Source organism: Pseudomonas sp. ML96 (assembly GCF_000761545.1).
In the GTDB taxonomy this organism is placed as follows: Bacteria; Pseudomonadota; Gammaproteobacteria; order Pseudomonadales; family Pseudomonadaceae; genus Aquipseudomonas.
Map to the genome: position 1 here is coordinate 200,394 of NZ_JPMY01000002.1, position 23,281 is coordinate 223,674.

Genomic DNA, 23,281 nt, shown 5'->3' on the forward strand with positions numbered 1-23,281 from the left:
GCTCAGTCCTCGATCTCGGTCTTCACCGCGTTGCCGGAAACCGGGTCGAAGTAGATCTCGACCTTCTGCTTGTCCTTGTTCCAGCCGTAGATCTCGTAGCAGTTGCCGTCGGTGACCTTGAACTTCTTGATCTCGTAGCCCTGGGCCTTGAGGTTCTCCTGGAACTTGGCCTGGTCCTGCCACTGGGCCTTGTCGGTGGTGGTGCACTGCGGGCCGGCGAGGGCCAGTGGGCTGGCCAGTACGAGAGAGAGCAGCAGCAATTTGCGCATGGGACGGTTCCTTGTGGTGCGGATGGGCGCCGGCCAGGCCGGCGCTGCTCAGCTTAGACGCCGCCTCGCCAGGGCGCCCGCTGCAGCAACTCGGCGCAGCGTTGCTGGAGGAATTCGCGCAGCAGGCGCACCGGCCCGCTGAGCTGGTCACGGTGGGCGCAGATCAGGTTCAGCGGCGTCGGCTCGCCGTGCCAGCCCGGCAACGCCACTTCCAGGCGGCCATCGCGCACGTCATCGGCCACGTCCAGCCAGGACTTGTACACCAGCCCCTGCCCCGCCACCGCCCAGCGCCGCACCACATCGGCATCGTCGCTGACGCGGTTGCCGCTCACCGTCAGCGCCTGCTCGCGGCGCCCGTCGCTGAAGCTCCAGCGCTCGTGCACACGGCCGCCGAGCATGTACAGCAGGCAGTTGTGCCGGCGCAGCTCCTCCGGCAGGCGCGGCCTCCCGTGACGGGCGAAGTAGGCCGGCGCGGCGCACAGCACGCGGCGGTTGTCGGCGGCCACCGGCAGCGCCACCAGGCTGGAGTCTTCCGGCTCGCCGTAGCGCAGGGCGATATCCACCGGCTGGCGGAACAGGTCGGCGACGCGGTCGCTGAGCAGCAGGCGCAAGGACAATTGCGGGCGCTCGGCCTGGAACTCATCGAGCCAGGGCAGCAGCGCATTGCGGCCGAAGTCCGAGGGCGCGGCGATCTGCAGCACGCCGCTGATCTCGTCGCGGGTGCCGGCCAGCTGCTGGCGGCCGCTCTCCAGGCTGGCCAGGGCAGCACGAGCGTGGGCCAGGTACTGCTCGCCCTCGGCGGTTAGGCGCAGGCTGCGCGTGGAGCGCAGCAGCAGGCGCGTCTGCAGTTGCGCCTCCAGACGCTTGAGCGCGGCGCTGGCCACCGCTGGCGAACAGTCCAGCTCGCGGGCGGCAGCCGACAGGCTGCCCAGCTCGGCGGTACGGACGAACAGGGCGATATCGTCGAGGCGCAGCATGGCGGCTCCATTTTCAAATGAATATTGAAAGAGACTCTATGGCAGGCCGCTTTTTCTCGCCAGACGATTAAACGAACATGCCGCCAACGCCAGCCGGCACGCCGACTAAGCTGGAACATTCGACTTCGCCATTGCGACCTGCCCAGGAGTTGCCGCATGAAAGCCATCGCCTACTACCAGTCCCTGCCCATCGATCACGCCGAGTCGCTGCTCGACGTCGAACTGCCGGCGCCGCAACCCGGCCCGCGCGACCTGCTGGTGGAGGTCAAGGCCATCTCGGTCAACCCGGTGGACACCAAGATCCGCCAGCGCGTATCGCCCGAGGCCGGCCAGGCCAAGGTGCTGGGCTGGGACGTGGCCGGCGTGGTGGTGGCGGTGGGTGACGAGGTCAAGCAGTTCCGCCCCGGCGACAAGGTGTTCTACGCCGGCGCCATCGACCGTGCCGGCGCCAACAGCGAGCTGCACGTGGTGGACGAGCGCATCGTCGGGCGCATGCCCGGCTCGCTGGACTTCGCCCGCGCTGCCGCCCTGCCGCTGACCGCCATCACCGCCTGGGAACTGCTGTTCGAGCGCCTCGGCGTGCGCGAGGGCCACGGTGATGAAGGCCAGACCCTGCTGGTGGTCGGCGCTGCCGGTGGCGTCGGCTCGATCCTGGTGCAGCTGGCCCGCCAGCTCACCGGCCTGACCGTGATCGGCACCGCCTCGCGCAGCGAGACCCAGGACTGGGTACGCGAACTGGGCGCCCATCATGTGATTGACCACAGCCAGCCGCTGCGTCCGCAACTGGAGGCACTGGGCATCGCGCAGATCAGCATGGTCGCCAGCCTGACCCACACCGACCAGCACCTGGACCAGTTGGTCGACGTGCTGGCGCCGCAGGGCAAACTGGCGCTGATCGACGATCCGGCGCAGCTCGACGTGGCCAAGCTCAAGCGCAAGAGCCTGTCGCTGCACTGGGAGTTCATGTACACCCGCTCGCTGTTCCAGACCGACGACATGATCGAGCAGCACCGCCTGCTCAACCGGGTCAGCCAGCTGATCGACGACGGCGTGCTGAAGACCACCCTGGGCGAGCACTTCGGTCGTATCGACGCGGCCAACCTGAAACGCGCCCACGCCCTGCTGGAGAGCGGCAAGTCGCGCGGCAAGATCGTCCTCGAAGGCTTCTGATATCGAAGGCTCCGTGCCGGCCGTGCAATGCGGCCTGCACAGCGCCGATTCTCATCCAGTTCCTCCTCTCCTCCGTACTCAATTCCCAACAACGGGCGCACACGGCACAACCGGACGGGCGGCCGGCACGCTGAAGGGCAGCGGCTAGACTCAAGAAGACCCGGCGAGCAGGCAGTGGTCCGGGGAGTTCCACCGGATTGCTGGGGGTTCAGGATGCGACCCATGTTCGACCGGCCATTAGCGATGGCCACCGTTTTTCTCCTGTTCGGCATCGCCTGGATACTCGGCGGCGACCTGCTGCTGCGCATGCTGGATCTTGCCCCCACCACCTTCGCCTGGCTGCAGACGCTCATGGCGCTGCTCTTCGTCGCACTCGGCGGTCTGCTGATCCTGCTCCTCGGCCAGCGCCAGCGGCGCGCCCAGCAGCAAGCGCAGCAGGCCGTGCAGGACCTGAGCCTCAAGCTGAACCAGGCGCAACACGATGCCGGACTCGGCCTGTGGCAGTACGACGGCCGCCTGCGCTGCTCCGCCGAGGCCCTGCAGCTGTTCGAGCGCACCGCCACGGAAACCGACGCCAGCCTCGACGACCTGCTCGGCTGGATCTACCCGAGCGACCGCAACGCCGCCCAGCGTGCCCTCGACATGCTGCAGCGCGAAGGCGCGCCGCTGCTGATCAACGTGCGCCTCAATCGCCCGGCCAGCGAACCGCCGCTATGGCTGCTGCTGCGCGGCAGCCGCGCGGAGGACGGCAGCCTGCATGGCAGCGTGCAGAACATCAGTGGGCAGAAGCGCGACGAGCAGGCCCTGCGCGAGAGCGAACAGCGCTTCCGCCAGCTGTTCGAGCAGACCCCGCACATCGCCGTGCAGGGTTACGACAGCGAGCGCCGGGTGATCTTCTGGAACCAGGCCAGCACCCAGCTGTATGGCTACAGCCTGGCCGAGGCGCTGGGCCGGCGCCTGGAGGATCTGATCATCCCGCCACCGATGCGCGCCAAGGTGGTCAGCGGCGTCAGCGCCTGGATGATCGGCGGCCCGGCCATTCCTGCCGCCGAGCTGACCCTGCGCCATCGCGACGGCAGCGAGGTGCACGTGTATTCCAGCCATCTGATGCTGCGCAATGCACGCAACCAGCTGGAGATGTACTGCGTCGATGTCGATCTCGGCCGGCAGATGACCGCCCACCAGCAACTAGAGGCCAGCGAGAGCCGTTACCGCGAACTGGTGGAGCAGCTGCACGAGGCGATCTTCCTCACCGATGGCAGCGGCCGCCTGACCTTCGTCAACCCGTCCTGGCAGACCATCACCGGCTACAGCATCCAGCAGAGCATCGGCCATCCGCTGCTCGACTTCATCGAGGACGACCAGCGCGACGCCGCCGAGCAGCACATCGCCGCCATCCTCGCGCGCCAGCAGAGCAGCTGGATTGGCGAGCTGCGCCTGCGCGACGCCAATGGCCGCGCACACTGGGTTTCGCTGCGCCTGGCCGCCGGCGCACAGCATGGCTTGGGCCTGCGCGGCAGCCTCGACGACATTCACGAGCGGCGCTACAGCCAGGCCGTGCAGGAAGCGCGCAACGCGGTGCTCGACCGCATGCTGGCGCAGGCACCGCTGGAGGAGAACCTGGCCGACATGGCCCGCCGCCTGGAACGCATCAGCCCGGAGATGCTGGTGTCGATCATGCGTCTGGATGACGGCCTGCTGCACCTCATGACCGCGCCCAGCCTGCCGGCCAGCTATGTCGAGGTGGTCAACGGCATGGCGGTCGGCGTCGACCGCGGCAGCTGCGGCCACGCCGCGGCCTGTGGCGAGCTGACCATAGTCGAGGACATCCGCAACCACCCCAACTGGATCGACTTCCGCGAGGTCGCGCAGCAGGCCGGGCTGCGTGCCTGCTGGTCGCTACCGTTCAAGAGCGACCAGAACCAGGTGCTCGGCGTGTTCGGCATCTACTACCGGCGCCCGGCCCGGCCGAGCCGCGAGGATATCGAGCTGGTCACCGAGTTTACCCGCCTGGCCGGCCTCGCCGTGCGCCAGCAACAGCGCGATGCCGAACGTCTGCAGAGCGAGCTGCGCTTCCGTTCCACCTTCGAGCAGGCCGCCGTTGGCATCGCTCATCTGGCCCCGGACGGCCGCTGGCTGCGAGTCAATCAACGGCTGTGCCAGATGCTCGGCTACAGCCGCGAACAGCTGCTGCAGCTGACCTTCCAGGACATCACCCACCCCGACGACCTGGACAAGGACCTCGGCCTGACCCGCCAACTGCTGGCCGGCGATATCCAGCGCCTGACCATGGAGAAACGCTACCTGCAGCGCAGCGGCAACGTGCTCTGGGCCAACCTCAGCGCCACCCTGGTGCGCCACACCAACGGCGAGCCGCACTACTTCATCTCGGTGGTCGAGGACATCGGCGTGCGCAAGCAGCAGGAACTCGCCCTGCAGCAGGCCGCCACGGTGTTCGAGAGCACCCAGGAAGCGGTGGTGATCGTCGATGCGCGGCGGCGCATCCTCACCAGCAACCCGGCCTTCAGCAACATCACCGGGCTGAGTCCCGAGGATGCCCTCGGCCGGCGCCTGCCGCTGCTGCCGGACAACAGCCTGGATCGCTCGCGCTATCGCAGCCTGTGGCGCAAGGTGCAGAACAACGGGCACTGGCAGGGCGAGATGAACAGCCGCCGCCGCGATGGCTCGCGTTTCCCGTTCTGGCTCACCGTCAGCCGGGTGCGCGACTGCGACCCGCAGCAACCGCAGTACGTGCTTACCTTCACCGACCTCAGCCAGTACCGCGACAGCCAGGAGCGCCTGGCCCACCTGGCGCACTTCGACCCGCTCACCGACCTGCCCAATCGCCTGTATGCCATGGAGCGCCTGGGCCATGCCCTGGAGCACGCGCAGCGGCACCAGGAGCGGGTGGCGGTGCTGTACTTCGACCTGGACAACTTCAAGACCATCAACGAGAGCCTCGGCCACAAGGTCGGCGACGAGCTGCTGGTGGCCGTGGCCCGCCGCCTGCAGCAGCGCCTGCGCAACGAAGACACCCTGGCGCGGCTGACCAGTGACGAATTCCTCGTGGTGCTGGAAAACCTGCAGCGCCCTGAGGAAGCGGCCAGCATCGCCCGCACCCTGATCGAATTGCTGGAGCGCCCGCTGCCGCTGGGCAACGGCCGTGAGGCCTACCTGGGCGCCAGCATCGGCATCAGCCTCTATCCGGACGACGGCCAGAGCAGCGACGACCTGCTACGCAACGCCGACAGCGCCCTGCACCAGGCCAAGCAGGAGGGGCGCAACACCTTCCGCTTCTACACCCAGGGCCTGACCCACCAGGCGCACACCCGCCTGACCCTGGAAGGCCAGCTGCGCCAGGCACTCAAACGCAACGAATTCGTCCTCCACTACCAGCCCCTGCTGCGCGGCAGCGACGGCCATGCCATCGGCGTGGAGGCCCTGCTGCGCTGGAACAGCAACGAAGGCATGGTCTCGCCGGCGCAGTTCATTCCCCTGGCCGAGGAGACCGGGCTGATCGTGCCCATTGGCAACTGGGTGCTGCGCGAGGCCTGCCGGCAGATGCAGTTCTGGCGCCAGCAGGGCATGGACCTGCACACCCTGGCGGTGAACCTGTCGCCCCGCCAGTTCCGCCAGGCCGACCTGGTGCAGCAGGTGCGCGAGGCCCTGCACGATACCGGCCTGCCGGCCGAGCACCTGGAACTGGAGATCACCGAGGGCGCGCTGATCGAGAATGTCGAACAGGCCCAGGCCACCCTGGCCGCGCTCAAGGAGCTGGGCCTGAAGCTGGCCATCGACGATTTCGGCACCGGCTATTCGTCGCTGGCCTACCTGCGCCGCTTCCCGCTGGACAAGCTGAAGATCGACCAGAGCTTCATGCGCGGCGTGCCGGAGGACCAGGCCAACCTGGAAATCGTCGCCACCATCGTCGGCCTGGCGCGCAACCTCAAGCTCTGCGTGCTGGCCGAGGGTGTGGAGACCCTGGAGCAGCTGCAGGCCTTGCGCCAGCTGGGCTGCGAGCAGTGCCAGGGCTACCTGTTCAGCCGCCCGCTGAGCGCCGTGCAACTGGCCCACTGGCTGCATAACGACCAGCAGTCGGTCGGTTGACCCAGGTCATGGAAGGCCACAGGCGCAGGTCTACACTGCAGCTTCACCCTTTTCAGGAGGATCGCGATGAACATCAGCATCCAACAGGTGAAGACTGCCACTGGGCTGCCGCGCTGGCAGGTGTGCATGGACCAGCACGGGGTCAGTTTCCGTAGCGAGGCGGAGGCCCGCAGCTTCGTCAATGTGCTGCGCGCACGCCTGCAAGCGCCTCACCCGCTGCCGTGGCGCGGCGCCGCACAGGTGCGTAGCGCCAGCTGAGCCTCGTTAGAATTCCAGGTTGCGTGAGCGCGCATGCCGGGTGCTGGCTACGGCCAGCACCACGGTGATCGCACCGCACAAGGCGATTACCGCGGCCATCGGCCGTGCGGTGCCGTCATGCAGCATGCCGACCAAAGAGGAAGTCGCCGCCGCCACGCAGAACTGCAGCGAGCCCATCAGCGCCGAGGCACTGCCGGCCAGGGCGCCCTGCCCGGCCATGGCGCAGGCGGTGGCATTAGGCAGCACGCAGGACAGGCTGGCGGTGCTGATGAACAGCGGAATCAGCAGCGGCCACAGCTGCTCCGGCTGGGCCATGGCCACCGCCAGCAGCGCCAGGGTCGAGGCGCCATACACCCACACCGTGCGCTTGAGCCAGTAACCCGGGCCGTGGTGGCGCAGCAGCCAGCCGTTGAACTGGGCGGTGAGGATGAAGCCGGCGGCATTGGCACCGAACAGCCAGCCATAGTGCTCGGCCGGCACGCCGTACAGTTCGATGAAGATGAAGGGCGAACCGGAGATGTAGGCGAACATGCCGGCCATAGCCACGCCGCCAGTGAGCCCGAAGCCGACCAGGATGCGGTCACGCAACAGCACCAGGTAGCGGCTCAGCGCGCCACTCAATGGCTGCGGCGCGAACTCGACCGGGCGGGTTTCCGGCAGCCACAGCAGCACCGCGAGCAGGCACAGCGCGCTGAACAGCATCAGGCCGAAGAAGATCGACTGCCAGCCGAACAGCTGCAGCAGCAAGCCGCCGCCCAGCGGCGCAAGAATCGGCGCCACGCCCATCACCAGCATCAGCTTGGAGAACACCTTGGCCGAGGTCAGCGGGTCGCACAGGTCACGCACCACCGCGCGCGAGATGACCATGCCGGCGCTGCCACCCAGGGCCTGGACGAAGCGCGCACCGATCAGCCACTCGAGGCTCGGCGCCAGCGCACAGGCCAGCGAGGCCAGGGTGAACAGCACCACGCCGATCAGCAGCGGCACGCGCCGGCCGTAACGGTCGGCCAGCGGGCCATACAGCAGCTGACCGAAGGCGACGCCGGCGAAGTAGGAGGCCAGCGACATCTGGATGTGCTCGACGTCGGTGGCGAAGTACTGCGCCAGCGCCGGGAAGCTCGGCAGATAGAAGTCGATGGCCATAGGGCCGAAGGCGCTCAGGGTGCCGAGGATGAGCAGAATACGAAAATTCATGAGTTATCCACTGCGGGGTCACCCCCGGAAAAACAAGGGCGCCCATGGGCGCCCTGAGTGTCTGCTGGCGGGAGATCATACTCCCGCGCAGTGCGGTCAGTGCTGCTCGGCCGTATCGTGCTTGGCCTTGCGTTTGTCCAGTTTGTCGGCCAGCGATTCTACCAGCAGGTAGAACATCGGAATCATGAAGGTCGCCAGCAGGGTGGCGGCGAGCATGCCACCGATGACCCCGGTGCCGATCGAGTGGCGGCTGGCCGAACCGGCGCCGCTGCTGATGGCCAGCGGCACGCAGCCGAGGATGAAGGCCAGCGAGGTCATCACGATCGGTCGGAAGCGCAGCTTGGCCGCCTCCATCGCCGCCTCGAAGATACCCATCTTCTGCTCCTCGCGACACAGCACGGCGAACTCGATGATCAGAATGGCGTTCTTCGCTGCCAGGCCGATCAGGGTCACCAGGCCGACCTGGAAGTACACGTCGTTGGCCAGGCCACGCATCCAGATCGCCAGGATCGCGCCGAACACGGCGAAGGGCACCGCCGTGACCACGGCCATCGGCAGGGTCCAGCGCTCGTACTGCGCGGCCAGGATCAGGAACACCAGGATCAGGCCGAAGATGAACGCGGTGCTACCCGAACCCTGGGTCGCCAGCTCTTGGAAGGCCGAGCCGATCCAGGCCAGGTTGTACTGCTCGCCAAGCACCTCGTCAGCTACTTCCTGCATGGCCTGCAGCGCCTGGCCGGAGCTGTAGCCCGGCGCCGGGCCGCCGAGCAGCTTGGCCGCCGGGTAGACGTTGAAGCGCGCGTAGGAGTCCGGCCCGAGGATGCGCTGCACACGCACCAGCGAGGTCAGCGGAATCAGGTCGCCACTGCTGGAGCGCACGTAGACCTGGGTCAGGTCTTCCGGGCTACGGCGGAAGTTGGCTTCCGACTGCAGGCTGACCTGCCAGGTGCGGCCGTACAGGTTGAAGTCGTTGACGTAGTAGCTGCCGAAGGTCGCCTGCATGGCGGTGAACACATCGTTGATCGCCACCCCCAGAGCACGCGCCTTGGTCCGATCCAGATCGATGAAGTACTGCGGCACATCGGCGTGGAAGGTGCTGTTGACCCCCGCCAGCTCCGGGCGCTTGGAGGCGGCAGCGACGAACTTCTGCACCACCGCGCTGAGATCGTCGATGGAGCCGCCGCTGCGATCCTGGATATAGGCCTCGAAGCCACCGGTGGTACTCATGCCGCTGATCGGCGGCGGGTTGAAGGTCATCACCAGGGCATCCTTCTGCTTGGCGCCCATGCCCATGAACTGCCGCGGCAGGTTCCGCGCATCCAGCTCCTCGGTGGTGCGCTCCTTCCAGTCCTTCAGCGGAACGAACGACACCCCGGCGTTGCTGCGCGTGCCGAAGGTCAGCACGTCGAAGCCGGCGAAGGTCACCACATCCTCCACCGCCGGGTGCTTCATCAGCTCCTCGGTGACTGCGCTGGTGACCTGATCGGTACGGCTCAGCGAGGCCGCCGGTGGCAGGAAGTAGGCGTTGATCACATAGCCCTGGTCCTCGTCCGGCACCAGCGAGCCCGGCACCCGGCCGAACAGCACGACCATGATGGCGATCATCCCGCCGAACAGCGCCACGCCGATCAGCGAGCGCTTGAGGAAGAAACGCACGCCGGCGGTATAGCCACTGGTGAAGCGCTCGAAGCCATTGTTGAACCAGCGGAACGGAGCCGCCGGCTCCTTGTGCTCGGGCTTGAGAATCAGGGCACAGAGCGCCGGCGACAGGGTCAAAGCGACGATGCCGGAGATCACCACCGACACCGCGATGGTGATCGCGAACTGCTTGTACATCTGCCCCGCCAGGCCGCCGAGGAAGCCCACCGGGATGAACACCGCGCACAGCACCAGGACGATGGCGACGATCGGCCCGGTCACCTCCTCCATGGCCTTGATCGCCGCCTCGCGCGGGCTGAGCTTCTCGGTGCGCATCACCCGTTCGACGTTCTCCAGCACCACGATGGCGTCGTCCACCACGATGCCGATGGCCAGCACCATGCCGAACAGGGTCAGCAGGTTGATCGAGAAGCCGAGCATGTACATGCCGGCGAAGGTGCCGATCAGCGATACCGGGATCGCCAACACCGGGATCAGCGTGGCACGCCAGTTCTGCAGGAAGATGTAGACCACCAGCATCACCAGTACGAGAGCCTCGATGAAGGTGTGGATCACCTCCTCGATGGAGACCTTGACGAACTTGGTGGTGTCGTAGGGGATCTTGTAGGCGATGCCCTCGGGGAAACGCTTGGACAGCCGCTCCATGGTTTTTTGCACCGCGTCCGCAGTATCCAGGGCGTTGGCGCCGGGTTGCAGGTAGATACCGAAGGCGGCGTTCTTCTTGCCGTTGAGGCTGGTGACCAGCGAGTAGTCCTGGGCGCCCAGTTCGATCCGTGCCACGTCCTTGAGCAGCAGGCTGGCACCGGTCGCGTCGGTACGCAGGATCACCTGCTCGAACTCCTCAGGCGTGGTGAAGCGGCCCTTGGTACTCACCGTGTAGGTGAAGTCCTGCGGCGACGACAGCGGCTCCTTGCCGAAGTTACCGGCGGCGAATTGCGAGTTCTGCTCCTGGATGGCGCTGACCACGTCGCTCGGCGTCATGTCGTACTGCGCCAGCTTGTCCGGGCGCAGCCAGATGCGCATGGAGTAGTCCTTGGAGCCGAACTGGCTGGCGTCGCCCACGCCGTGGATACGCTTGAGTTCGTCGATGACGTTGATCAGCGCGTAGTTGCTGATGAAGATCGGGTCACGCGAGCCATCCGGCGAGAACAGGGTCACCACCTGCAGGATGTCGGAGGATTTCTTCTCCACCTTCACGCCCTGCCGGCGCACTTCCTCGGGCAGCTTGGCCAGCGCGGCCTGTACCCGGTTGTTGACGTCGATGGTGGCCTGATCGGGGTCGGTGCCGACCTCGAAGTACACGGTCAGGCTCATCGCGCCATTACTGTCGGAGTTGGATAGCTGGTAGATCATGCCCTCGACGCCGTTGATCTCCTGCTCCAGCGGCGCGGCCACGGTCTCGGCGATGACCTGCGAGCTGGCGCCCGGGTAGGCCGCCGTCACCGCCACCTGCGGCGGCAGGATCTCGGGGTACTGGGCGACAGGTAGCGAGCGCATGGCCGCAAGGCCGGCGAGGATGATGACGATGGAGATGACGGCAGCGAAGATCGGTCGGTCGATAAAGAACTTGGAGATCACGGGCCTTGCTCCTTACTGCTTGGCAGGGGCGGCGTCGACCACCTTGACCGGCGCATTGGGGTGAACCTTGGGCAGGCCCTCGACTATCACCTTGTCACCGGCGGCGATGCCGCTCTCCACCACCCAGCGCCCGCCGGCAGTCTGCCCGGTGCCGACCGGGCGGATGCGCGCCATGCCCTGCTCATCCACCACGTAGACGAAGGTGCCGTTCGGCCCCTGCGACAACGCGCGCTCCGGCACGGTGATCGCGTTGGGCTTGTTGATGCCCTTGACCACCACGCGCACGAACTGCCCGGGCATCAGCGCCTGGTTCGGGTTGGGTACCACGGCGCGCGCACTGACGGTGCCGGTGCTGCGGTCGATGGTGCTGTCGGTGAAGTCCACCTTGCCTTCCAGCGGGTAGCTGGTGCCGTCGCCGAACTTGATCTCCACGCTCATGCGCTGGCCGCCCTCGCGCACCAGGCTGCCGCTCTGCAGGCCGCTGCGCACGTTGGACACCTCACGGTCAGGGGCGGCGAAGTTGACGTAAATCGGGTCGAGCTGAGTGATCTGGGTCAGCAGGCTGGCATTGGGGTCGCCGGCTACCATCAGGCTGCCCTCAGACACCGTCTCCTTGCTGGTGATGCCGGAGATCGGCGCCTCTACCGTGGTGTAGTCGAGGTCGATCTGCTTGGACTGCACCTCGGCCTTGGCCGCCTCGATGTTGGCCTTGCTCTGCTCGAAGTTGGAAACGGCGTTGTCCAGTTCGCTCTCGCTGGCGAAGCCTTTCTTCTGCAGCTCGCGGATACGCTTGAGGTCACGCTCGGTCTGCCGGTAGCGCGCCTGCTCCTGGGCCAGGGTGCCCTTGGCCCGCGACAAGGCGGCCTGATAAGGACGCGGGTCGATGCGGAACAGCACCTGGCCCTGCTTGACCTGGCTGCCCTCCTGGTAGGTGCGCTCCTGCAGGATGCCGCTGACCTGGGCGCGCACCTGCACCTCACGGAAGCCGGCGGTACGCGCCGGATACTCGAACTGCAGCGGCAGCGAGCCGACGGTGACCTGCTCCACCACCACCTCGGGTGGCGGCATCTGCTGCTGGGCCGGGTCGGCGGCGTGCAGCAACGGACTGAACAGCACGCCAAAAGCCAGCGTATGCAGTACGAATGGGAGCGGGCGAGAAAGCATGGTCGTCTCCATGACGTCTTGAATTGGGCAAAGCCCGGAATGAGAGCTACGGCATTTACATACAAGATTGTCTGTAAACATGAAGTTACAGCTCAGAAATCGTTACACTGAGGTCCCCAAACAGAGCCTAGCCCGATTCCTCTAGCCCGCCATGCGCAGAACCAAAGAACAAGCCGAGCAGACCCGCGCCGATATCCTGGCTGCAGCCGAACAGTTGTTTCTCGAGAAAGGGGTGGCGCACAGCACCCTGGATCAGATCGCGCGCGCAGCCGGGGTAACGCGCGGGGCGGTGTACTGGCACTTCGAGAACAAGGCCCATCTGTTCCATGAAATGCTCAGCCAGGTTCGCTTGCCGCCGGAGCAGATGACCGAGCGCCTGTGCGGCTGCGGCGAGGTCGATCCGATCCTGTCGCTGCGCGACCTGTCCATCGAGGCGATCGCCAGCCTCGCGGTGGACGAGCAGCGCCGGCGCATCTTCACCATCCTGCTGCACCGCTGCGAGTTCACCGACGAGCTGCGCGAGGCGGAAGAACGGCACAACGCCTTCATCAACCAGTTCATCGGCCTGGTGGAAAACCTGTTCGCCCGCCCTGCCTGCCAGAGCCGGCTGCTACCGGGGATCACCCCGCGCCTGGCGGCGCGTGCGGTACATGCGCAGATCATCGGCCTGTTCACCGACTGGACCCGCGACCAGCAGCTGTTCGACCCGCAGCACGACACCGCCGCGCTGATCGACGCCCAGTTGCGCGGCCTGCTGCGCGAGTGGAACCCGCCGGCCTGGGTTCCACCCGCTCAGTGAATCAGGCCGCCTCGGCGGCGTAGCCCTCCTCGCGGATCGCCGTCAGCAGCTGTTCCAGACTCAGGCGACTGGCCACCCGCACCTCACCGGCGCCCAGATCGACCTGCACCTCGGCCGCCGGATCACCGGCCTGCACGGCATTGGTGATGGCGCGTACGCAGTGCCCACAGCTCATGCCGGAAACCTTCAGGACTTGCATGGCAACTCTCCTTCTTCGAATGGCGTTGGGCTCAGTGTCGAGCTTGCCATCGTGGCAAGGTCAAGACTTAGGGTCTGTTGACGTTTCGGCGCGGCCGCGACGGATCCAGTTTTTGCGCGGAGCTAGGCGCGAGACGCGTAGTTTGGTGATCCAAATGAGCCGTCGAGCAACGATGTTCCGCCCAAAAACTGGCCCGTCCCTACGGGTTGCGCGAAAAATTTCGCCATGCGTTGTTATGGGACTTGCCAAGGGAATGACCATTGCCTGCGTCCCACGCCTAGCCTGGCGAGATTTTTCGCAGCAACGCGGCTTGCACCGAAACGCCAACAGACCCTAATCACTTGTCGTCGCGGCCGACCTGACCCAAGCTGCAGGAAAAGCTCCGAGGTGATCACCATGCGCCTGCCCGTCGCCCTGCTCGCCCTGCTCTGCCTGCCGGCCCTGGCCGACGAGTCGGTGCCCGAGCCTTCGTCCACCCCAGCCACCGAGATGCCCGCGCCGGCACCAGCGCCGCAACCCGCGTCAGTGCCGCTAGCGCCCATGACCCTGCCCACGCCGATCGACTATGGCGTGCTGATGGTGTCGCGCGAGCGCCTGGAAGTCTCGACGCCCTGCGAGATCGGCCTGTACCTGCAGGGCAACCTGACCGCGCGCCTGTACCAGGGCCAGTCCATTACCCTCAACCTGCCTCCGGGCGAAGTGCTGGTGCGCCTCGGCCAGATTGGCGGCAATGGCTGCCAGCCGCACTACGAACAGCTACGCAGCCAGACGCTGCGTATCACCGCTGGCGAGGTGGCCAAGTTCCGCATTGCCATGGACTCGCTCGGCCTGCAGCTGATTCCGGCACCGCTCAACTATTGATGCGTGCTCAAGCAGTGCGACAACCCACCGCTTGACCTTGACCCAGTGTCAAGGTTGATCCTAGGGGCGAATCCGATGGAGAAGCCCCCATGAGCAGCATCCAGACCTTCGACCTTCCTATTCGCGGCATGACCTGCGCCAGCTGCGCCGGCCGTATCGAGCGCGCCCTGAACAAGGTGCCGGGCACCCATGCAGTCAGCGTCAACCTGGCCAGCGAGCGCGCCCACGTCGAGAGCGACACCGAGCAACTGGGCGCGCTGATCGATGCCGTGCAACAGGCCGGCTACGCAGTACCGCTGAGCAGTCTCGATCTCGCCATCACCGGCATGACCTGCGCCAGCTGCGCCGGGCGCATCGAGCGTGCGCTGGGCAAGGTTTCCGGCGTGCGCAGCGTAAGCGTCAACCTGGCCAGCGAGCGCGCCCATGTAGAGCTGCTGGAAGGCACCGCGGCGGCCGAGCTGATCGCCGCAGTCGAACGCGCCGGTTATGGAGCCCACCTGCTGCAGGACGCCACGAAGGCCGATCCACAGAGCGCCCTGCGCCGCGAGCGTCTGGCCGTGATCGCTGCCCTGCTGCTGGCCCTGCCCCTGGTGCTGCCGATGTTCGGCGAATGGGTCGGACTGCACTGGATGCCTCCGGCCTGGGTGCAGTTCCTGCTGGCCACACCGGTGCAGTTCATCCTCGGCGCGCGCTTCTACAAAGCGGCCTGGAAGGCGCTGCGCGCCGGCACGGGCAACATGGACCTGCTGGTCACCCTGGGTACCAGCGCCGCCTATGGTCTGAGCCTCTACCTCTGGGCCACCGCCGGGCACCACACGCCACACCTGTACTTCGAGGCTTCGAGCGTAGTCATCGCCCTGGTGCTGCTCGGCAAGTATCTGGAGAGCCGCGCCAAACGCCAGACCAGCGCCGCCATCCGCGCCCTCGAGGCGCTGCGCCCGGAGCGTGCCACCCGCCAGCTGGACGGCCGCGAGGAAGAGGTGGCGATCGCAGAACTACGCCTGGACGATCGCATCGTAGTACGCCCCGGCGAACGCTTCCCGGTCGACGGCGAAGTGCTGGAGGGCCACAGCCAGGCCGACGAGGCGCTGATCAGCGGCGAGAGCTTGCCAGTGGCCAAAGCGCCAGGCGACAAGGTCACTGGCGGTGCCATCAACGGCGAGGGCCGTCTGCTCGTGCGTACCACCGCGTTGGGCGGCGAGACGGTGCTGGCCCGCATCATCCGCCTGGTCGAGGACGCCCAGGCAGCCAAGGCGCCGATCCAGAAACTGGTGGACCGGGTCAGCGCGGTGTTCGTCCCCGTCGTACTGCTGATCGCCCTCGCCACCCTCGGTGGTTGGCTGCTGGCCGGAGCCGGCGTGGAGCAGGCATTGATCAACGCGGTGGCGGTACTGGTGATCGCCTGCCCCTGCGCCCTCGGCCTGGCCACCCCGGCAGCGATCATGGCTGGCACCGGCGTGGCCGCGCGGCACGGCATCCTGATCAAGGACGCTGAAGCCCTGGAGCTGGCGCACAAGGTCTCAGTGGTGGCCTTCGACAAGACCGGCACGCTCACCTCTGGCCAGCCACGCATCGTGCACCTGGCCACGCAGGACATCGACGAGACCGAGCTGCTGCGCCTGGCCGGCGCCCTGCAGCAGGGCAGCGAGCACCCGCTGGCCCGCGCCGTGCTCGATGCAACCAGCGAACACGACATCGCCCTGCCCACGCTGAGTGCCAGCCAGGCCCTGGCCGGACGCGGCATCCAGGGAATCGTCGAAGGCCGCGACCTAGCCCTGGGCAACCAACGTCTGTTCGACGAACTGGGCCTGAGCAGCGATCTGCAGACACAGGCGCATGCCTGGGAGGTCGAAGGTCGCACCCTGTCCTGGCTGATCGAACGCAGCCAACCAGCACGCGTGCTCGGCCTGCTGGCCTTCGGCGATAGCCTCAAGGAAGGCGCCGCCGCAGTCATCGCCGCTCTGCGCGAACGCAGCATCGAGAGCCACCTGATCAGCGGCGACAACGCTGGCAGCGCCGGCGCGGTCGGCAAGGCACTTGGCATCAACCACATCCACGCCCAGGTGCTGCCGGAGGACAAGGCAGCCCATGTCGCCGAACTGAAGAGCGGCGGCGCCACCGTGGCCATGGTCGGCGACGGCATCAACGACGCCCCTGCCCTGGCCGCCGCCGACGTAGGTATCGCCATGGGCGGCGGCACCGACGTGGCCATGCACGCCGCCGGCATCACCCTGATGCGCGGCGACCCGCGCCTGGTTCCGGCGGCCCTGGCCATCAGCCGGCGCACCTGGAGCAAGATCCAGCAAAACCTGTTCTGGGCCTTCGTCTACAACGCAGTGGGCATCCCGCTGGCCGCCTTCGGTCTGCTCAACCCCATGCTCGCCGGCGCCGCCATGGCCCTGTCCAGCGTCAGCGTGGTGAGCAACGCCCTGCTGCTCAACACCTGGAAACCGGAGGACCTATGAACATCGGCCAAGCAGCCAAACAGAGCGGACTCAGCGCCAAGATGATCCGCTACTACGAGTCCATCGGCCTGCTGCAACTGGCCGGGCGCAGCGACAGCGGCTATCGCACCTATTCGGGCAATGACCTGCACGTGCTGGCCTTCATCAAGCGCTCGCGCGATCTGGGTTTCTCGCTGGAAGAAGTGGGCAGGCTGCTGGCCCTCTGGCAGGACCGCGAACGCGCCAGCGCCGACGTCAAAGCCCTGGCCCTGGCCCACGTCGAAGAGCTGAACCGCAAGATCGCCGAGCTGACCACCCTGCGCGATACCCTCGGCGAGCTGGTGCAGCACTGCCAAGGCGACCACCGACCGGATTGCCCGATCCTGCGAGACCTGGAGTCGGGCAACCACGATTGCCACAGCGGCTGCACAGCCAAACCCTGAAGGCAGAAAGCACAACGCCGGCACGGGCCGGCGTTGTGTTGAGCGAAGCAACAGGCTGGGCCTGCCACCTCGCACGGCGTTGCTTTAGAAGCTGTACTTCGCGGAAGCGGTGAGGCTACGTGGAGCGCCGTAGGTGATCGCACCATAAGCCTCGAAGAAGTCGAAGTACTTCTCGTCGGTCACGTTGTTGGCGTTCAACTGAGCCGAGAGGTTCTCGGTGATCTCGTAGCGCGCCATCAGGTTGACCAGAGCATAGGCATCCTGCTCGACCTTCTCAGCCACACCCGCAGGGTTGGTGGCGTAGGCATAGATGGACTCCTGCCAGTTCACGCCGCCACCGATGGTCAGTTTGTCGCCCAGGAAACCCGGCACGCGGTAGGTGGTGAAGGTTCGAATCAGCTTGGTCGGATAGTGTGTATTCACATCATCTCCATCGGCATCTTCGATATCGAACTGAGTGTAACCAGCCATCAGGTTCCAGCCCGGAGTGAGTTCGCCATTGATCTCCAGCTCGAAACCATCGCTGGTTGCGCCATCACCTTCCTCATAAGCGAAGGTAGGCGGGTTTTTGCCGGGGATGTAGCTACCAGTGTTCTCAGCCAGGTTGTCCTGCTTGATCCGGAAAACTGCAGCCGAGGCGTTCAGGCGACCATCGAAGAACTCTGCCTTGAGCCCCGTCTCGTAACTCTCACCAACGATCGGATTCAGCTGATTGTCGTTGATGTCGTGCTGCGACTGCGGCAGGAAAATATCCGTGTAGCTAGCGTAGGCCGACAGATTTTCCGTCAGGTCATACACAACACCAGCGTATGGCGTGATCTCGTCATCGACATCGATCTTCGAGCCACCCTGCTCTTTCTCGTAGTCGGTGCTGCGCACGCCGAGGATGACTTTCAGGTCGTCCGCCAGGTTGATGCGAGTCGCGGCATAGAGTGCTTTTTGCGTGGTCTCGCTGGCATCGGAGTCAGACAGCGGCAGCCAATTCGGCTCAGGAATGCTGTGATAGAAATCGTTGTAGTCGAAGTTACCAAGCGGGAGATAACCGCGGGTGTCGGCATCAAAGTCCTGGTCGCTATGCGTATAGCCAAACGCTACGTCGTGACTACGACCAAAAAGCTCGACCGGACCGTCGACCTGCAGGTAATAGTCATCTTGAACGGTATTGGTTTTGTAAGAACCGGCACCGTAACTCCAGACGCTACCAGGTTCCAACAGGCCTGTAGACGGATTCGGGAATCCGTTCGGATACATAAGGTAGGAATCGCCATCGCGCTCGCCACGGGTGTAGCCGAGCTTGGCATGCCAATCATTGGCAAAGGTGTGTTCCAGGTTGACGAAATAACTTTCGTAAGTGGTATCCCACTTGCTCCAGTCGGTAGACATGGACTTGGAGCGGCTCCAATCGGTCTCGCTGCCGTCCGAATACCACACTGGCAGGCCACCCCAGGCCGGCGAATCTGAATTGTTCTCCTGACGGCTGGCACCGAACCACAGAGTGGTATCGTCAGTCAGGTCTATATCCATGGTGCCGTAGAAGGTTTCACGTTTGTTGCTGTGATGATCGATCCAGCTGTCGGCATCATTGAGTTCACCAACCAGACGTGCACGCACGGTGCCCGCCTCGTTCAAGGCCAGGGATAGATCGCCAAGAGTGCCGTAGGTATCCCAGGTGCCCGCCTTCACTTCCACCGAGCCTTTCAGCTCTTTGCTGCTGGCACGTTTGCGCACCATGTTCAGCGACGCGGAGGGATCACCCACGCCGGTCATCAGGCCGTTGGCACCACGCACCACTTCGACGCGGTCATACATGGCCAGGCTGCCGAAGATCTCACCCGAGCTCCAAGGCTGTTCGTAGATGGTCGGTACACCGTCGATCATCAGAGAGTTGAGTTCGAAACCACGGGCGTTGATCTGACCACGGCCGGTTTCGTAACGATTCAATGAAACGCCAGTGGTGTTATTGACCACATCGGCAATGGTCTGCAGATCCTGATCCTGTATGCGCTGCTGGGTTACTACGGTGACCGACTGTGGGGTTTCGCGCAGCGACATCTTCAGCGGAGTAGCGGTCTTGGCTGAACGGGTGGTGTAGGACTGAGAGCCCTCGGTGACCGCATCATCTTCGACCTCGGCAGAGTCGCTAATGGAGGTGGCATCCAGAGTGACCGCATTCTCGGCGTCAGCCTGCTCGGCCATGGCGAAAGGGGACGCAAGAGCGATGCCGGCGGCGAACAGGTGCACGGCCATCGCCAGCGGACGGAGGGCCAATGGCGCGCACGCAGAGGCGTCTTGGCGACGCGGGGTCACAGCATGGGACATGGTGATGCTTCCTAGGAATTATAGTATTTGTGAGAATCATTAGCAGATGCTCTGTAAATTTTGTAAGGAAGCTATTTGAGAATCAAGTCTATTTGAAATATTTTTGCAGTTAACCTTACGACGCCAAAAATTTGCCGAACCTCCCCCACACAGGGCAGCTCTGCTTAGTCACCGGAGGGAAAAGACGGGCATGAAAAAAGGGAGCCCCAGGCTCCCTTTTTGTTTGCAACGACCGACTCAGGCTTGCGATTGCAGGTAGTTCTGCAGGCCGATGCGCTCGATCAGACCGAGTTGCTGCTCCAGCCAATAGGCATGGTCTTCCTCGGTGTCGTTGAGCTGCAGTACCAGAATGTCGCGGCTCTTGTAGTCGCCGTGCTTCTCGCACAGCTCGATGCCCTTGGCCAGGGCCGCACGCACCTCGTACTCCAGCTTGAGATCGCTCTTCAGCATCTCCGGCACGGTGGCGCCGGGGTGGATCTTCTTCGCCGTCATGTTCGGCGAGCCTTCGAGGAACAGGATACGCTGCAGCAGGGCGTCGGCGTGCTGAGTCTCTTCCTCCATCTCGTGGTTGATCCGTTCGTAGAGCTTCTCGAAGCCCCAGTCCTGGTACATCCGCGAATGCAGGAAATATTGGTCGCGCGCGGCCAGCTCACCACGCAGCAAATCCTTCAGATAATCGACGACTTCGGTCGCGCCTTTCATGACTCGTTTCCCTGATAAAAACAGCTTTCAAGTGGGGAGCTTCGACCCTCTTTGCGCATTGGTCAAGCCATAAAACACCACAGCTAACGGAGCGATTCGCATTAACGCAAAGCCGCGTACTTACTGGGCTCCAGGCAATTTTAAGGATAATGAAAATGACTCCGAATCGGCGTCGCAAACAGGCCCCGATTCGAGCCGAATCGGGGCCTGTTTGCGCGATGCAGAAGCGGTTGTGATCTCTTCCGTCAGGGCCAGTTACCTAGAGAGTTTCTCCCGTTAAATGCTACTCGACTGCCAAGCAGAGATCGTAGGCGCCACTCAGATGAGCATGCCGCCCGATACCTCCACGCGTTGCGCATTGACCCAGCCCGTCTCGCTCGACAACAACATCGCGATGGCCGTGCCGATGTCGTCCGGCACGCCGACCCGGCCCAGCGCGGTCTGGGCAGCAATGGCTGCATTGAGCTCGGCGTTGTCACGCACCGCACCACCACCGAAGTCGGTCTCGATGGCGCCGGGCGCGATCACGTTGGCACGGATGCCGCGCGGCCCCAGTTCCTTGGCCATATAGCGGGTCAGCACCTCGATCCCGCCCTTCATTGCGGCATAGGCGGCATAGCCCGGCAGGGAGAAACGTGCCAGACCGCTGGAGACGTTGAGGATTCGACCATCATCGGCCATTAGCGGCAGCAGTTTCTGGGTGAGGAAGAAGGTAGCCTTGAGATGGATATTCACCAGCTGGTCGAACTGCTCCTCGCTGGTTTCGGCAAAGGGCACGTGGATACCGATACCGGCGTTGTTGACCAGGGCATCGAAGCTGTCGCGCTGGAAAGTGGCCGCCAGGGCCGAGCTCACCCGGCTGGCGAAATCGTCGAAGCTGGCAGCACGGCTGACATCCAGTTGCAGGGCCACGGCCTTACGGCCGAGAGCGCAAATCTCCTCGACCAGTGCCTCGGCTTCGGCCTGGCCACTGTTGTAGGTGAGGATCAGATCATGGCCTTTGCGGGCCAAATGCAGAGCGGCGTTCTTGCCAAGGCCGCGGCTGGCACCGGTGATCAGAGTCAGGGACTGGTTCATGGCATTACCTCGTCGGGTGGGTGATTGACGATGGCAAGGCTATTACTCGTCCAACACCAGATAAATCAGCCATTCCTGTTTAGACTATCCACAAATCAATAACAGTGAGTTGCCATGGACCGCTTCCACGCCATGCGCGCCTTTGTCCGCGTCGCCGAGCTGGCCAGCTTCACCCGCGCCGCCGATAGCCTGGGGCAGCCCAAGGCCAGCGTCTCATTGCTGGTGCAGCAGCTGGAAAACCAACTCGGCGCCCGCCTGCTGCATCGCACCACACGCCGGGTGAGCCTGACCCAGGACGGCCAGGCCTGCTACGAGCGCTGCAAGGATCTGCTGGCCGACGCCGAGGAGATCGAGGCGATGTTCCAGCAGGAGGCCAGTCAATTGCGTGGCCGCCTGCGGGTAGACATGAACCAGGCGGTGGCCCGCGATCTGGTGTTGCCGCATCTGGCCGACTTCCTCCACGCCCACCCAAAGCTGGAACTGGAACTGAGCTGCACCGACCACCGCGTCGACCTGATCCGCGAAGGCTTTGATTGCGTGGTGCGCGTCGGTGGCCAGGTCGAGCCAGGGCTGATCGCCCGCTCACTGGGGCATATGGAGCAGATCAACTGCGCCAGCCCCGCCTATCTACAACGCTTCGGCACGCCGCGCAGCCTGGACGATCTGGCCGCACATCGCCTGGTGCACTACGTGCCGAGCCTGGGAGCCAGGGCCGATGGTTGGGAGTACCAGCAGGATGGCGAAAACCGTAGCCTGGACATGCCCGGCGCGCTGACGGTGAACAGCACCGATGCCTATAGCCAGGCCTGCCTGGCCGGACTCGGCCTGATTCAGGTACCCCGCGTAGGGGTGCTGCCCTATCTGGCCGACGGGCGCTTGGTAGAAGTGCTACCCGAATACCGTGCGGCGCCGATGTCGGTATTTCTGCTGTATCCGCACCGCCGCAACCTGTCGAAACGAGTGCAGGTATTCATGGACTGGTTAGCCGGACTGATACGGCCCTACGTCGCCGAACAGCAACCAGCAGGTCGATGATCGCCCGCTCGGCAGAATAATGCGGGATAGCCTGTCCCGAGCAGATGCAAAAGCGCCCGCTGCTGCGGGCGTTTTTCATTGCGCCGTCACTGCGCCCAGGGCGGCGGCGGTGGCTCGTCGCTGGGCGCATCCTCGGCGTTGCGCATCGCTTCGCGGCGGGCCTGTTCGGCCAGAGCTGCCTTGATTTCGCGCATTACCGCGCCGACGTCGGCCTGCTCTTCCGGCTCGGCGAAGCGGCCGCTGAGCTGGGTCTCGGGAGTCAGTTTGCCTTCCTCGAACAGCGCCCACATTTCCTTGGCGTAGCGGGTCTCCAGCAGCTCCGGGGCGAACTGGCCGAAGTACTCGGCCATGTTGCGCACGTCGCGCTCGAGCATGCTGAAGGCGTGGTTGTTGGCCGCGGCGTCCACCGCCTGCGGCAGGTCGATGATCACCGGGCCGTAGGGATCGAGCAGCACGTTGAATTCCGAGAGGTCGCCATGCACCAGGCCAGCGCAGAGCATCTTGACGATCTCGCCGATCATGAAGGCGTGGAACTCGCGGGCATCCTCGGGCAGCAGGTCGACGTCGTTGAGGCGCGGCGCGGCATCGCCGTAGCCGTCGTCGACCATTTCCATCAGCAGCACGCCGTCGAGGAAGTCGTAGGGCTTGGGCACCCGCACACCAGCGGCGGCGAGGCGGAACAGCGCGGCTACTTCGGCATTCTGCCAGGCGTCTTCCTGTTCCTTGCGTCCGTACTTGCTGCCCTTGGCCATGGCGCGAGCGTCGCGGCTATTACGTGTCTTGCGCCCCTCCTGGTACTCGGCCGCCTGGCGGAAGCCACGCTTGTTGGCCTCCTTATAGACCTTGGCACAGCGCAGCTCGCCAGCGCAGCGCACCACATAGACAGAAGCTTCCTTGCCGCTCATCAGCGGGCGCACTACCTCGTCGATCAGACCGTCTTCGAGCAGGGGTTCCAGGCGTTTCGGGGTTTTCATCGTGTACGAGGGGGCTCCGATGGGGTGGTTCTGCTGGCGTTATACGTAATCC

Annotated in this window: 18 protein-coding genes; 8 read left to right on the top strand and 10 right to left on the bottom strand. The window is 64.9% G+C overall.

The genetic code is table 11. From position 1 onward, the window contains the following. Positions 1-2 precede the first annotated feature (2 nt). Positions 3-269 carry a PepSY domain-containing protein gene (locus tag IP89_RS01175; protein ID WP_043307060.1) on the bottom strand — a complete coding sequence of 89 codons (267 nt, stop codon included), beginning with the start codon at positions 267-269 and terminating at the stop codon, positions 3-5. Between the two features lie 53 nt (positions 270-322). Then, positions 323-1,246: a LysR family transcriptional regulator gene (locus IP89_RS01180; protein WP_043307061.1), complete on the bottom strand. Its 924-nt coding sequence runs from the start codon at positions 1,244-1,246 to the stop codon at positions 323-325. 156 nt (positions 1,247-1,402) lie between these two features. On the opposite strand from IP89_RS01180, the gene IP89_RS01185 reads away from it, so the two are divergent. The 3 genes from IP89_RS01185 to IP89_RS01195 all read left to right on the top strand — a co-directional run bounded on the left by IP89_RS01185 (position 1,403) and on the right by IP89_RS01195 (position 6,781). Continuing rightward, positions 1,403-2,416, top strand: coding sequence for a zinc-binding alcohol dehydrogenase family protein (locus IP89_RS01185; RefSeq protein ID WP_043307062.1), 1,014 nt, complete (start codon positions 1,403-1,405; stop codon positions 2,414-2,416). Between the two features lie 222 nt (positions 2,417-2,638). Continuing rightward, positions 2,639-6,523, top strand: coding sequence for a PAS domain S-box protein (locus tag IP89_RS22660; protein WP_177326827.1), 3,885 nt, complete (start codon positions 2,639-2,641; stop codon positions 6,521-6,523). Positions 6,524-6,589: 66 nt separating this feature from the next. Then, the gene (locus tag IP89_RS01195) at positions 6,590-6,781 is read left to right on the top strand and encodes a hypothetical protein (RefSeq protein ID WP_043307063.1); all 192 of its coding nucleotides are present in this window, start codon (positions 6,590-6,592) and stop codon (positions 6,779-6,781) included. Between the two features lie 6 nt (positions 6,782-6,787). On the opposite strand, the gene IP89_RS01200 is transcribed toward IP89_RS01195, so the two are convergent. From IP89_RS01200 to IP89_RS01210, 3 genes are all read right to left on the bottom strand, one after another. Further along, entirely contained in the window at positions 6,788-7,975 is a 1,188-nt protein-coding gene (locus IP89_RS01200; protein ID WP_043307064.1) for a multidrug effflux MFS transporter, read from the bottom strand. A 96-nt stretch (positions 7,976-8,071) separates the two neighbouring features. Further along, a complete protein-coding gene (locus IP89_RS01205) occupies positions 8,072-11,212 on the bottom strand; it encodes an efflux RND transporter permease subunit (protein ID WP_043307065.1) in 3,141 nt (1,046 codons plus the stop codon). Positions 11,213-11,224: 12 nt separating this feature from the next. Beyond that, on the bottom strand, positions 11,225-12,376 hold the full coding sequence (locus IP89_RS01210) for an efflux RND transporter periplasmic adaptor subunit (RefSeq protein WP_177326828.1): 1,152 nt from the start codon (positions 12,374-12,376) through the stop codon (positions 11,225-11,227). A 151-nt stretch (positions 12,377-12,527) separates the two neighbouring features. Between IP89_RS01210 and IP89_RS01215 the strand changes: the two genes are divergently transcribed. Beyond that, complete coding sequence (locus tag IP89_RS01215) at positions 12,528-13,175, top strand: TetR family transcriptional regulator (RefSeq protein ID WP_043307066.1); 648 nt, start codon at positions 12,528-12,530, stop codon at positions 13,173-13,175. A gap of 1 nt (position 13,176) precedes the next feature. On the opposite strand, the gene IP89_RS01220 is transcribed toward IP89_RS01215, so the two are convergent. Then, positions 13,177-13,374, bottom strand: a complete 198-nt coding sequence (locus tag IP89_RS01220; protein ID WP_043307067.1) for a heavy-metal-associated domain-containing protein — start codon at positions 13,372-13,374, stop codon at positions 13,177-13,179. Positions 13,375-13,770: 396 nt separating this feature from the next. Between IP89_RS01220 and IP89_RS01225 the strand changes: the two genes are divergently transcribed. The 3 genes from IP89_RS01225 to cueR all read left to right on the top strand — a co-directional run bounded on the left by IP89_RS01225 (position 13,771) and on the right by cueR (position 17,122). After that, complete coding sequence (locus tag IP89_RS01225) at positions 13,771-14,235, top strand: hypothetical protein (RefSeq protein WP_256203086.1); 465 nt, start codon at positions 13,771-13,773, stop codon at positions 14,233-14,235. An 89-nt stretch (positions 14,236-14,324) separates the two neighbouring features. Next, the gene (locus IP89_RS01230; RefSeq protein WP_043307068.1) at positions 14,325-16,700 is read left to right on the top strand and encodes a heavy metal translocating P-type ATPase; all 2,376 of its coding nucleotides are present in this window, start codon (positions 14,325-14,327) and stop codon (positions 16,698-16,700) included. Continuing rightward, entirely contained in the window at positions 16,697-17,122 is a 426-nt protein-coding gene (gene cueR, locus IP89_RS01235; protein WP_043307069.1) for a Cu(I)-responsive transcriptional regulator, read from the top strand. The genes IP89_RS01230 and cueR overlap by 4 nt, the downstream gene beginning before the upstream one ends. Positions 17,123-17,206: 84 nt before the next feature. Here the strand turns inward: cueR and IP89_RS01240 are convergent, their stop codons facing one another. The 3 genes from IP89_RS01240 to IP89_RS01250 all read right to left on the bottom strand — a co-directional run bounded on the left by IP89_RS01240 (position 17,207) and on the right by IP89_RS01250 (position 21,220). Further along, positions 17,207-19,441, bottom strand: a complete 2,235-nt coding sequence (locus tag IP89_RS01240) for a TonB-dependent siderophore receptor (protein ID WP_043307070.1) — start codon at positions 19,439-19,441, stop codon at positions 17,207-17,209. A gap of 237 nt (positions 19,442-19,678) precedes the next feature. Then, on the bottom strand, positions 19,679-20,143 hold the full coding sequence (gene bfr, locus IP89_RS01245; protein ID WP_043307071.1) for a bacterioferritin: 465 nt from the start codon (positions 20,141-20,143) through the stop codon (positions 19,679-19,681). Positions 20,144-20,461: 318 nt separating this feature from the next. Then, positions 20,462-21,220, bottom strand: coding sequence for an SDR family NAD(P)-dependent oxidoreductase (locus tag IP89_RS01250; RefSeq protein ID WP_043307073.1), 759 nt, complete (start codon positions 21,218-21,220; stop codon positions 20,462-20,464). A gap of 114 nt (positions 21,221-21,334) precedes the next feature. Between IP89_RS01250 and IP89_RS01255 the strand changes: the two genes are divergently transcribed. Beyond that, positions 21,335-22,255 (top strand): LysR family transcriptional regulator, encoded by a 921-nt coding sequence (locus tag IP89_RS01255; RefSeq protein WP_043307074.1) that lies wholly within the window; start codon positions 21,335-21,337, stop codon positions 22,253-22,255. An 86-nt stretch (positions 22,256-22,341) separates the two neighbouring features. Here IP89_RS01255 and IP89_RS01260 read toward each other — a convergent pair whose 3' ends face one another. Next, positions 22,342-23,229 (bottom strand): PA4780 family RIO1-like protein kinase, encoded by an 888-nt coding sequence (locus IP89_RS01260; protein ID WP_043307075.1) that lies wholly within the window; start codon positions 23,227-23,229, stop codon positions 22,342-22,344. Between the last annotated feature and the right edge of the window lie 52 nt (positions 23,230-23,281).